This window comes from Kibdelosporangium philippinense (assembly GCF_021390435.2).
GTDB classification, from domain to species: Bacteria; Actinomycetota; Actinomycetes; order Mycobacteriales; family Pseudonocardiaceae; genus Kibdelosporangium; species Kibdelosporangium philippinense.
On sequence record NZ_JAJVCN010000003.1, the window covers coordinates 720,758 to 733,159 of the forward strand.

Below are 12,402 nucleotides of genomic sequence, written 5' to 3' on the forward strand. Positions count from 1 at the left end.
GAACGCTGATTGACAGCCCGCACCCTGCGGATATGAAGATTCCCGTCGCCGATGGTGTCCAGTTGAACGTCGAAGTCCAAGGCTCCGGCACCCCGATCGTCCTGCTACATGGCTTCCCCCAAACCCACCTGATGTGGCGGCACGTCGCAGCCGACCTGGCCGCTGACCACACCGTGGTCTGCCCTGACCTGCGCGGATATGGCGACAGCGACAAACCATCAACCGGCTACGACAAACGCACGATGGCGCAGGACGTCGTGGCGGTCGCACGTCACCTCGGGTTTTCGCGGTTCGCGCTGGCCGGGCATGACCGCGGGGCGCACGTCGCGTTTCGGGCCGGGCTCGACCACCCGGACAAGGTCACTCACCTGGCGATGCTGGACATCCTGCCGACGCTGGACATGTGGGACGTCTTGCACGGTGCCAGCGCGGCTGTGGGTTTCCACCTGTACCTGATGGCGCAGCCGCAGGGCCTGCCCGAGCAGATGATCAACGCGGCCCCCGACGCTTTCTTCGGGTACTTCCTCGACGCTTGGGCCCGCACCCCGTTCGACCCCGAGATCCGGGCGAGGTACCTGGAGGCTTCGCGGAACGCGGTGGCATCGATCGTCGCGGACTACCGCGCAACGGCCACAGTGGACATCGAGCACGACACAAAGGACCTTGCCAAGGTGCTGCGGATGCCGGTCACGGTCATGCAGCAGGACTGGGGCGCCGAACTGAGCTACGACGCCAAGGCCCGCTGGCAGAAATGGGCGCCAGGCCTCACGCACATAACGGTGAACTCCGGCCATTTCATGGCCGAGGAATCCCCTACCGACGTGATCAAAGCGATCCGCGCCCTGGTCAGCTCGTGAGTGGTTAGCGGCGTTAGAACACGAGGCGTTAGTCAGTCTGTCCTCTGGTGAAGACGCCCGTTGAGGGGTGAAAATCGGTGTTGGCTGCCCGCTGACGTCGTTGTCTCTATGGTCTGTGAAGGCCGTGCGTTAGTCGGACGCTGGGAGCCCTTGGTGGGCCCTTGATTGTTGCTTCGAGCACGCGGATCAGATTCGTTGTTGCCTGGGCTCCCGCGGGTAGCCGCCCCGCCGGACGCTCGGGGAGAGGCCGATGTTGGAGCAGACACAGGACAACGAGGAGATCATCGCGCGGGTGGCCGCGTTGGATATCGGTAAGGCCGAGGTGATGTGTTGTGTCCGGGTGCCCGATGAGGCGCGTCCGGGTAAGCGGCTGCAGGAGGTCCGGCCGTACTCGACGATGACCCGGTCGTTGCTGGTGCTGGCTGATCGGCTGGCCGGGCTGGGCGTGACCCGGGTGGTCATGGAGTCCACATCGGACTATTGGAAGCCGGTGTTCTACCTGTTGGAGGCGCACGGGTTCGAGACCTGGCTGGTCAACGCCCGCGATGTCAAGCATCTGCCCGGCCGGCCGAAGACGGATCGATTGGACGCGGTGTGGTTGTGCAAGGTCGCCGAACGGCAGATGATCCGGCCCAGTTTTGTCCCGCCGTCACCGATCCGCCGGCTACGGGATCTGACCCGGTATCGGCGTGACCTGGTCGAGGTCTGCACCGCGGAGAAGCAGCGGGTGGAAAAGCTCCTGGAAGATGCCCAGATCAAGCTCTCGGTGGTGGTCTCGGACATCTTCGGGGTGTCCGGCCGGGCCATGCTGGCCGCGCTGGTCGCCGGGCAGCGGGACCCGAAGGTACTCGCGCAGCTGGCCCGCACCTCGATGCGGCGCAAGATCGGCAGGCTGGAAGAGGCGTTCACCGGGTTTTTCACCGATCATCACGCGTTCCTGTTGTCGACCATGCTGGCCCGGGTGGATGCCGGGATCGCTGACGTCGCCCGAGTGGATGCCGCGATCGAGGAGTTGATCGCCCCTTTCGCCACAGCGGTCGACCAGCTTGATGAGATCACCGGCGTCGGGCGCACCGCCGCCCAGGTAGCCATCGCCGAGATCGGGCTGGACATGGCACGCTTCCCAACTCCGGGCCACCTGTGTTCCTGGGCCAAGTTCGCTCCCGGGGTGTCGGAGTCGGCCGGCAAGAAGAAAGGCAAAGCTGCCACCGGGCACGGCAACCCTTACCTGGCCCGAATCCTGGGCGAGGCCGCAGTGTCCGCCAGCAGGACCAACACTTTTCTCGGCGAACGCTACCGGCGCATCGCTCGCCGCAGTGGCGCCAAGAAGGCCATCGTCGCGGTCGGCCGTTCCATTCTCGTGATCATGTGGCACCTGTTATCCGACCCCAACGCCCGGTTCCGTGACCTCGGCGCCGACTACTTCGTCCAGCACACCAACACTCAACGCAAGGTCCGCAACCACATCAGCCAACTGGCCGCTCTGGGCTATCGCGTCACCCTCGAACCCGCGGCCTGACAACCCAACTACCAACCCGGCTCCGCTGCGCTACGCCGGGTGCCTTCGGCCTGCCCACTCACCATCGATTTTCGGATCAGAACACGGCTAACCACTCACGAGGCGTACGCTGGGATTACAGTACGACCAGGCTGCCTCTGGACAGCTTCGTCACGTCGGTCGAAGCTCCGCTCCACGCGGTGGAGAACAGCAGCTTCGAGCCGTCGGTCAGGGTGATTGCCAGGCCCTCCTTGACTTTGCCTGTCATTCGGAGGGTCAAGCCGCTGGCTACCGTCTTCGGGCGCCAGGGGTCGGTCACGTCGACGAGGTCGGCGCGGCCACGCAGGTCAACAGCACCTGCGTGGGTCGAGCCGAAGGAGTCGACCTTGTGGCTGCGGATCTGGTACTTCTTGCCGCTTGAGCTGAACGTGATCAGGGTCGCCCCGGAGGACTGGCCTTTCACGTGCGCCAACGCCAGCGTGAAGTCCGCTTTGGACCCATTGTCGGCGCCGTAGGCCTTGCTCAGGGGTACCGAGCCGTCGCCGATTACGAGGCGGTTCTGCGAGTTGGTGACTTCAACCCGCCCAGATGCTTTTCCCGTGTAGTTACCACCGACCGAAGCCGTCACCTCGTGCACTCCGGCAGGCAGCGTCGCCGTGCAGTTTCCAGAGGCGTCAGAGGCGCCAGTTCCGAGCAGGGCCAGTGGCGCCGTGCACAGTGTCTGGTCTCCTGCGGTGAACGTCAATGTTCCACTCAGGACATCACCTGGAGTCGAGTCACTGTTGTCTTGAACGGTCGCACGCAACTGCACGGTTCCGCCGTCCACCAAGGAGTCTCCGGTGTACGTGACAGCAGCATCCTCGGGCACCACTTTCACAACAAAAGCAGACTTCCCAACGACACCAGTCGGATCCGTTACCGAGACCGAGACCTGGTAATCGCCGGGCGCGGCCGTGGCCGTCCCAGTGACGCCCCAAGCACCCGGGCCCGTCTGGGCAAAAGACAAACCGGCAGGCAGGCCCACCGCCGTTGCCGTCAGGCCCTCGCCCGGGCTGTCCGCATCAGTAGCGGTCACCGGGAACGAGGCCGCATCGCTGTACTGCACCGAAGCGTCAGATGGTGCTGCGACCTTCGGTGCGCCCAGGATGGTGAAGTCGGCGTTGTTCAGGTCGAAGAAGACGTTTCCAACCGCTTCGATCTTGATTCGGGCCTTCTCTGTTGCCACGTCTGGCAGCGTCACGGACTCGCTGCCGTCGTTCGCCGTGCGCTCCGCCAACACGTGCGGGAATGTCACGCCGCCGTCAGTCGACAGCGAGATCTTCACGTCGGTCGCGTTGATCGGCGCCGCGTTCGTGCCTGCGACGTCCCACGTGATGTCCTGTGCCGAGTTGGCAGGGTAGGAAACGTTCGAACCCTGCGAGGTCACCAGGAATGGGCCGGTGTTCGGCGCCAGCACCAAAGCGGTGTCAGCACTGCCGACGCCACCGCCACCCGCGCGGTAGTCACGGGCGGACAAACGGAAGTGCAGCGTGCGGTCGTTGGCGAAACCGACCCAGTCATTCGTCGGCAGGAACTCCGAGAAGCAGTCGACGATGCCAGCCGGAACCACCGCAGGCGGGGCCGGTGCTGCTGGGCAGGCGCCCGTTGCGGCGTTGGTGTTGTTCAACGACACCTGCTGCATGTCTGGGAAGACGCGCATTGGGTTGTCGTTCACCGCGTTCTCGCCTGGCGAGTAGTACTTCAGTGTGTCCTCTGCGGACACGATCGCTGCCGTACCGAACTGGCGGAACAGAGGGCCGTTGGTCTTGGTGTTGTTCGTCAGTGCCGTACCGGCTGCGGCGCCACGGTCGTTCTGCTCCCACATGTAGGTGAGCTTGTCGCCGTCGGCGTCCGTCGCGCTGCCGGTCAAGGAGAACGGCGTGCGCAGCGGGATCGTGTACTGCGGCGCAGTTGTCACGACCGGAGCGTGGTTGGTGGTGTCCTCGACCTTGAAGCCGGTGTTCTCCTGTGGGCCACCGTCCACAGTCTCACCGACGACGGCACTGGTTCCGGTTCCGGCGAAGCCGAGCGCGGGGACGTCAACCGCGGCAACCGATCCACTTTGGAACGTGACCTGGAAGCCGGTGTCGTTGAACGTGCCTGCGCCGAAACCGGTCACCGAAACCGTTGCGCCCGCTGGCCATCCGGTGATGCCTTCGATCGCTGCCTTGATCCCGGCGGCCGTGTAGTTGGTGCCACGCACGATCGGCGCGGACGTCTGGCCGTTGAAGGACAAGGTGAACGAGTCGGTGCCGTCGAACTCACGCAGGCCGATGTTCTGCACCTCGTTGATCGCCGGACGCGGCGTCGAGGTGAACGTGGTGATCTCGGTGTAGCTGCGCTGCGACCAGTACGGGTCGGAGTGCGGCTGCAGGTTGTCCTGCTCGCAGATTCCCGCGTACGCCATGATCGACGAGCCACTGCCCGGCTCGTAGGAGTTCGCCGGGCTGCGGTTGGCGCCGGAACAGTTGACCCGAGTGCCGTTGAACGTGTGGTTGCCAGCGAACTGGTGGCCGAGCTCGTGTGCCACGTAGTCCACCGCGAAGAAGTCACCGACTGGCGTCGGCAAACCGGTGCAGCCACGCGCCTTTCCGGGGCCACCGACGACGCCGAGCCCCGCGACACCGCCACCGTTGACGCCGAGTCCAATGTGGCCCACGTCGTAGTTGCCCGCGCCGACCAGCTGGCCGAGCACGATCTGGTTGCGGTTCAACAGGGTCCCGGTGCAACCAGCAAGCTGGGACGGCGTGAAGCACGGCGCCGCGCCACACGGGCCGTTCGCGCCGGTCGCCTCCGCGGCGGTGTTCAGGTTGGTCTTGTCGGTGTCGTTGACCAGGACCAGCCGGATCGCGGTCTCGTCCTCGTAGATCTGGGCGACCCGGTTGACCAGCGTCACCTTCGCCGCGGTCACGTTGTCGATGCCGAAGTAGTTGGCGTACGAGGGATCCGTGACGAGCGCGAGGCGGTAGGTCCGGAGCTTGACGATCGGCCCTGCTTCGGCGACCGCGTCCTGGACGAGCTCTTCGATTTCCTCGTTCTCCACCAACGGACCGGCGTCGTTACGCAGGTTGTGGCCGTAGTAGGAGGCGTAGAGGCTCTGGTCTTTGTGGGAGTAGGGATCCACGTACCACTGGCCGCGCTTGGAACGCACTGAGGCGTGGAACCCCAATGGCGTCAAGTCGGCCCGCACGGTCGCGGTCGGGTCGTCGATGCCCTTGCCGGAGTACGTCTTGATCTCTGGGTGGGCCGCGGCCAGCTTCTCTTCCATGACCGGCGCGTCGACCAGCGCGAACCGTTCGAAGGTACCTTCCGGCGTCGGCAGCAGGACTTCCTTGCCCGCTAACGCCGCGCGGGGCGCGAGCGAAAGGTCGGACTGCATCGCGTCACGGTCCAAAGTGAACCCGGCGAACTTGTCCGTCCGGACATCGGCCTGAATGGCCGATCGTGCGGCGATCGGGTTTCCTTCGACCTTGGTCCAAGGGTTCTCCGCCTCAGCCGGTGCGACCGTACCGATCACCGGCAGCAGCGCGAGCGACAAACCCGCGATCGCGAGCGCGGCCACACTGCGGCCACGAGTAGGTAACGAGGATCTCACAGTACTCCTTAAAAACCTCGTGAGTGGTTATCGGTGTTAGAACACGGATAACCACTCACGAGGGATATTGAGCGTTTACTCCTACACGATCAGGAATCCGCCGGTGGTCAGCGGGGTTTCCCGTGTCTTGGCGCCCGTCCAGTCGGACGAGAGCAGCAATGTGTCGCCTTGCAGCAGGGTTACCGAAACATCGCGCCCGGTCTGCGTCACTCGCATCGTGACGTCCGCGGCGACGAACATCGCCTGGCCGGTGGTCACGTCGCTGAGCAGAACCTTGGACCGCACGTCGAGCGAACCGGACGTCTTCGCCCCGAAGGACTCGACTCCGTTGCCGAACGCCACGTAATCCCGGCCACCTGACCGGAACTTGAGCGTGCTCAGGCCCTTCGTTTTGGCGTCGTTGTGCATCAACAAAGCCGTGACGTTGACCGGAGTTCCTTTGTCGGCTTTGTACTTACCGGCCGAATTGGCGGCGGTGACCACTCCGGCGGCGAGCACGGTCCGCTTCTGCGAAGCCTGTGTCTCCACCGAAGCATTACCAGTCGCCGCGTAGTTTCCGCCCGCCGAAACGGTTACGGATGTCACGCCCGCAGGCAGCTTGCTGATGCAGCCACCGGAACCATCGGACGCGCCAGTCCCGAGTAGACCGACGGGCGCGGTGCACAAAGCCTTGCCACCAGCGGAGAACGTCACGTTCGCGGTCTTGAGGTCACCAGGGGTGGCGTCGGTGTTGTCCCGGACAGTTGCCCGGAACAGCACAGAATCGCCGTACACCAACGAATCCCCGGTGTACGTGACTTCGACGTCCTCCGGCTTCACCTTGACCGGCACGGTCGTCGTGCTGGTCGCGCCCGCGTCATCAGTGACCGTGAACGCGACCGGGTAGTCACCAGATTTCGCTTTGGTGGTACCGGAAATCGTCCACGTCCGCTTGTTGTCCGCAGCCGTTCCCTCGGCCACCGAGAGGCCCTCGGGCAGGCCGGAGACCGACGACGTCAGTCCGGCGCCCTTGCTGTCCGGGTCCTCAGCGGTGATCGTGACTGACGCGAGAGCGTCGCTGTACTGGACTGCAATGTTCTGCGGGCTGCTCACTCGCGGCGAGGCGTTGATCGTGAAGTCGGCGTCGCTGACGTCGAAGAAGACGTTCCCGACAGCCTCGATCTTGATCCGCGCCTTGGTCGTCGGCTCGTCGGTCAGCCGCACCTGCTCGCTGCCGTCGTTCGGCGTGCTGCGCGCGATGACGTGCGGGAACGTCTTGCCGCCGTCGGTCGACAGCGAGATCTTCACGTTCTTGGCGTTGACCGGCGCGGCATTCGTGCCCGCCACGTCCCACGTGATCGTCTGCTTCGAACCACCGGCCAGCGCACCGGCGGCGCCTTGCGACGTCACCAGGAACGGACCTGCGGCAGGCGCGACGTTCACCTTGGTGTCGTCGAACCCGATGCCGCCGCCGCCCTGTTTGGCATCGCGTGCTGTCAGGCGGAAATTCATGGTCCGGTCGTTGTTGATACCGACCCAGTCCGCCGTCGGCAGGAACTCCGAGTAGCAGTCGACCAACGCCTGCGGCAGCGGGGTGGTCGGCGGCGTTGGCGGAGGCGCGCACGTCCCAGTCTTGGCGTTGGTGTTGTTCGCCAGGATCTGTGCCATGTCCGGGAAGACGCGCGTGGGGTTGCGGTTCACGGCGTTCTCGCCCGGCGAGTAGTACTTCAGGCTGTCCTCTTGGCTGACGATCGCCGACGTGCCGAACTGCCGGAACAGCGGGCCGTCCTTCTTGACGTTGTCCGCCAGTGCGGTGCCATGGGTCGAGCCGCGGTCGTTCTGCTCCCACATGTAGGTCACGACGTCGCCGCGATCCGGGTCCTTCGCGCTTCCGGTCAGCGAGAACGGGGTGCGCGCCGGGATCGTGTAGGCCTCAGGGGCTTTCACGACAGGCGGGTGGTTGCGGGTGTCGCGGATCTTCCAGCCCTTGTTGTCCTGCGGGCCACCCTTGACGTGCTCACCGGCGAACCCGTTGGCGCCGTTCACCTTCAAGGCGTCGACGTTCTTGCCCTCGAACGCGCCGCCGAACGTGACCTGGAAACCAGTCTCGTCAAACGGAATCGGCCGGTAGGTCGGCTCATTGCCCAGCCCTGCGACCGTCACGGTGGCGCCAGTGATGCTCTCGATCGCCGCCTTGACACCCTCCGGCGTGTAGTTCACGCCGTGCACGACCGGTACCGTCGTCTTGTCCTGATAGGACAAAGTGAACGAACCGCCCGCGCCGAACCCGCGCAACGAGACTTCCTGGACTTCGTTGGCGTTGGGCAGATCCGCCGTGGTGTACGACGTGATCTCGGTGTAGCTCTGGTGCGACCAATACGGATCGCTGTGCGGCTGCAGGTTGTCCTGACGGCAGATACCGGCGTACGCCATGATCGACGAACCGCTGCCCGGCTCCACCGACGTGGTCGCTTCGCGGTTACCGCCCGAGCAGTTGTGCTGCGTGCCGTTGAACGTGTGGTTGCCCGCGAACTGGTGGCCGAGTTCGTGCGCCACATAGTCCACGGCGAAGTAGTCACCGACAGGCGTCGGCACACCCGTGCACCCCACGGCCTTGTACGGACCACCGACACCACCGAGCCACGCGATGCCACCGCCTGCGAGACCGAAGCCGATGTGCCCGACGTCGTACTTGTCGGCGCCCACGAGCTGGCTCAACGCGGGACCGATCGCGAACAGCGTCGGGATGTCGCAGCCCTGCAGCTCTTCCGGCTTGAAGCAGGGGGCCGCGCCACACGGACCGTTGGGCCCGGAGGCCTCGGCGGGCGTGTTCAGGTTCGTCTTGTCGGTGTCGTTGATGAGCACCAGGCGGATCGCGGTCTCATCTTCGTAGATGTGCGTGATCCGGTTGACCAGCGTCACCTTCGCCGCAGTCACGTTCTGCGCGCCGAAGTAGGTGGCGTACGACGGATCCGTGATCATCGCGAGCCGGTAGGTCCGCAGCTTCACCGTGCCCTTGCCGCCGAGTTCTTTTATCTCAGCGGCCTTTCCCAGCAGCGCGTTGTCCTGCAACGGTCCTGCCGGGTTCTGCAAGTCGTGGCCGTAGTAACTGGCGTACAGGCTTTCGTCGCTCGAATAGTCGCCCTTGTAATAGGGATCGACGAACCACGAACCGTTCTCAGAACGGACAGAAGCGTGAAAACCCAGCGGTGTCAGATCGGCCCGGACAGACGCGGTCGGGTCGTCGATGCCCTTGCCGGAGTACGTCTTGATCTCCGGATGCGCCGCCGCGAGGCCCTCTTCCATCACCGGGGTGTCGGTCAGCGAGAACCGCTGGAAACTGCCCCCGGGTGTCGGCAGCAGCACCTCGTGCGCCGCCCCTGTTGCCAGCGAAGCCTTCCCCAGCTCGCCCCGCATGAGTGACCGGTCGAGGGTGAATCCCGCGAACCGGGTGGTCCTGATGTCGGTCTGCTTGGCCGCCAGCGCCGCCCCTGGACTGGCCTTGGTCCACGGGTTGGCGGGTGCGGCGGGTGCTGTGGTACTCAGCACCGGCATGAATGCGACCACAAGCCCTGCGATCGCGACAGCGGTCAGACTTCTTGTGGGTCTGGACCGTATCCGGGAACGTTCCAATTCACCCCTCCTGACAGAACGCGTTCACAGGCATTCTTGTCGCGGGGTGGTCGAGCCATAACAGCCAAAAGTAGTAAGCCGAATGCGCATTGCGCACGTCATCAGCAGGTCAACGGACGTGGATCGGCGAACAACTGTGGGGGTGGGTTGGGGTTGATCGCGGGTTCCAGTGTGCTTGCTGGGGCTACGTTGCTTTCCAGTGTGCTTGCTGGGGCTACCTTGCTTTCCAGCGTGCTGCTGTGACTACGTTGCTTTTCAGCGTGGCTCTGTCGTGAGTGGTTTGTCCCGGTAAACGAACAACCACTCACGACACTCTCTCCAGCTGGGCTGGGTCACTCTGTCGTGAGTGGTTGTTCGGGTGTTCTGTTATACCTCGGAGTGGGACAAACCACTCACGTGATCGGGCTACCACTCACGTGGTCGGTCCTTACTTGCCGGTCAGTTCCTTGGTGCGCTTCTCGAGGTCTTCGAGGCCACCGATTCCGAGGAAGGCCTGCTCGGGGACGTGGTCGAAGTCTCCCTTGGCGATCTTGTCGAAGGCTTCCACCGTCTCCTTGATCGGCACGGTCGAACCGGGCTGACCGGTGAAGACCTCGGCCACCAGCATGTTCTGCGACAGGAAGCGCTCGATGCGGCGGGCCCGGTTCACCGTCAGCTTGTCCTCTTCGGACAGCTCGTCCATACCGAGGATGGCGATGATGTCCTGCAGCTCGCGGTACTTCTGCAGGATTCGCTTGACCTCCTGGGCGACGCGGTAGTGCTCGTCACCCACGATGTTCGGGTCGAGGATCGTCGAGCTCGAGGCCAACGGGTCCACGGCCGGGAAGATGCCCTTCTGGAACACCGACCGGGAAAGCTCGGTGGTGGCGTCCAGGTGGGCGAAGGTCGTGGCGGGCGCCGGGTCGGTGTAGTCGTCGGCGGGCACGTAGATCGCCTGCATCGAGGTGATCGACCGACCACGGGTCGAGGTGATGCGCTCCTGCAGCTCACCCATCTCGTCGGCCAGCGTCGGCTGGTAACCCACGGCCGAAGGCATACGACCCAGCAGGGTCGAAACCTCGGAACCGGCCTGGGTGAACCGGAAGATGTTGTCGATGAACAGCAGCACGTCCTGGTTCTGCACATCGCGGAAGTACTCCGCCATGGTCAGCGCCGAGAGCGCCACGCGCATACGCGTGCCGGGCGGCTCGTCCATCTGACCGAACACCAGCGCGGTGTCGTTGATGGTGCCGTCCTCGCTCAGCTCGAGGATGAGGTCGTTGCCCTCACGGGTGCGCTCGCCGACACCGGCGAACACCGAGGTACCACCGAAGTTCTTGGCAACACGGGTGATCATTTCCTTGATCAGAACCGTCTTACCAACACCGGCACCACCGAACAGACCGATCTTGCCACCCTGTACGTACGGGGTGAGCAGGTCGATCACCTTCAGGCCGGTCTCCAGCACGTCCGTGCGACCTTCGAGCTGGTCGAAGGCCGGCGGCTTGCGGTGGATGGTCCAGCGCTCGGCGTCCTTGGCGTAGCCCGGGTCGTCCAGGCAGTCGCCGAGGGCATTGAACACGTGGCCCTTGACGATGTCACCGACCGGCACGGCGATGGCCTGGCCGGTGTCGCGCACCGGAGTACCACGCACCAGGCCATCCTGCGGCTGCATGGAGATGCAACGGACCAGGTTGTCACCCAGGTGCTGGGCGACCTCCAGGGTCACCGACTTCTTCAGCTGCTCGAACTCGATGTCGACCTTGAGCGCGTTGAACAGCTCGGGCACCGCGTCGCGAGGGAACTCGACGTCGACGACCGGGCCGGTCACGCGGACGATACGACCGGTGGCAGTTGGTTCTTGAGTGGCAGTCATCGCTTAGTCATCACTTCCTGCGGCGGCGGCGAGCGCGTTGGCGCCACCGACGATCTCGCTGATCTCCTGGGTGATCTGGGCCTGGCGCGCCTGGTTCGCCTCACGCGAGAGAGTGAGAACGAGGTCCTTCGCGTTGTCCGTCGCGGACTTCATCGCGGTACGACGAGCCGCGGACTCCGACGCGGCCGAGTCGAGCAGTGCGGAGAAAATCCTGGTGTTGATGTACTTCGGCAGCAGCGCGGCCAGAAGCTGGTCCGCACCGGGCTCGAACTCGTAGCTCGGCGGGATGGCGTCCGGCTTCTCCTCGGAGAACTCGACCTCGAGCGGAGCCATCCGCTTCACGGTCGGCACCTGGGAGAGCATCGAGCGGAACTCCGTGTAGACGATGTGCAGCTCGTCCACACCGAGCACGCCGTCAGCGCCCGGGTTGTCACCCTCGTCGTCGGCCCCGGACATGAAGGCCTTGACCAGAAGTTCGCCCGCGGTCTGCGCGTTCTCGTACCGCGGCGTCTCGGAGAACCCGGTCCACGACTCGACGAACTCGCGGTTGCGGAACGTGTAGAACGAGACGGCCTTGCGGCCGATCAGGTACAGCACCGGCTGCTTGCCCTGTGAGCGGAGCAACGAGACGAGCTCCTCCGCGGCGCGCAGCACGTTGGCGTTGTAGCCGCCGCACAGGCCACGGTCACTCGTCACGATGAGCACGCCGGCCCGCTTGGGCTCCTCGCGCTCGGTCAGCAACGGGTGATCCAAGTTGGACGCCGCCCCGGCCAGCGCGGAGAGCACGTTCGTGATCTCCTGCGCGTACGGCCGGGAGGCCTCCACTCGTGCCTGCGCCCGGCTGATCCGCGTGGTCGCGATGACCTCCTGGGCCTTGAAGATCTTGGCAAGGCCCTGGGTTGAGCGGATCCGTTGGCGTAGTTCGCGAAGCTGTGCGGCCATGTGG

Annotated in this window: 6 protein-coding genes; 2 read left to right on the top strand and 4 right to left on the bottom strand. The window is 64.7% G+C overall.

The features are described 5' to 3' along the window. Positions 1-32 precede the first annotated feature (32 nt). On the top strand, positions 33-857 hold the full coding sequence (locus LWC34_RS35320) for an alpha/beta fold hydrolase (RefSeq protein ID WP_233729600.1): 825 nt from the start codon (positions 33-35) through the stop codon (positions 855-857). Positions 858-1,107: 250 nt separating this feature from the next. Further along, the gene (locus LWC34_RS35325; protein ID WP_233723845.1) at positions 1,108-2,376 is read left to right on the top strand and encodes an IS110 family RNA-guided transposase; all 1,269 of its coding nucleotides are present in this window, start codon (positions 1,108-1,110) and stop codon (positions 2,374-2,376) included. Positions 2,377-2,491: 115 nt separating this feature from the next. Here the strand turns inward: LWC34_RS35325 and LWC34_RS35330 are convergent, their stop codons facing one another. From LWC34_RS35330 to LWC34_RS35345, 4 genes are all read right to left on the bottom strand, one after another. After that, the gene (locus LWC34_RS35330; RefSeq protein WP_233729601.1) at positions 2,492-5,989 is read right to left on the bottom strand and encodes a reprolysin-like metallopeptidase; all 3,498 of its coding nucleotides are present in this window, start codon (positions 5,987-5,989) and stop codon (positions 2,492-2,494) included. Positions 5,990-6,070: 81 nt separating this feature from the next. Further along, positions 6,071-9,523 carry a reprolysin-like metallopeptidase gene (locus tag LWC34_RS35335; RefSeq protein WP_233729602.1) on the bottom strand — a complete coding sequence of 1,151 codons (3,453 nt, stop codon included), beginning with the start codon at positions 9,521-9,523 and terminating at the stop codon, positions 6,071-6,073. 505 nt (positions 9,524-10,028) lie between these two features. Next, positions 10,029-11,456 (bottom strand): F0F1 ATP synthase subunit beta, encoded by a 1,428-nt coding sequence (gene atpD / locus LWC34_RS35340; RefSeq protein WP_233729603.1) that lies wholly within the window; start codon positions 11,454-11,456, stop codon positions 10,029-10,031. 3 nt (positions 11,457-11,459) lie between these two features. After that, entirely contained in the window at positions 11,460-12,398 is a 939-nt protein-coding gene (locus LWC34_RS35345; protein ID WP_233729604.1) for a F0F1 ATP synthase subunit gamma, read from the bottom strand. Between the last annotated feature and the right edge of the window lie 4 nt (positions 12,399-12,402).

Bases quoted from the DNA above. Each gene is read 5' to 3' on its own strand.
- LWC34_RS35320 (WP_233729600.1), top strand. From the start codon at position 33: ATGAAGATTCCCGTCGCCGATGGTGTCCAGTTGAACGTCGAAGTCCAA.
- LWC34_RS35325 (WP_233723845.1), top strand. From the start codon at position 1,108: ATGTTGGAGCAGACACAGGACAACGAGGAGATCATCGCGCGGGTGGCC.
- LWC34_RS35335 (WP_233729602.1), bottom strand. From the start codon at position 9,523: ATGCCGGTGCTGAGTACCACAGCACCCGCCGCACCCGCCAACCCGTGG.
- atpD (WP_233729603.1), bottom strand. From the start codon at position 11,456: ATGACTGCCACTCAAGAACCAACTGCCACCGGTCGTATCGTCCGCGTG.
- LWC34_RS35345 (WP_233729604.1), bottom strand. From the start codon at position 12,398: ATGGCCGCACAGCTTCGCGAACTACGCCAACGGATCCGCTCAACCCAG.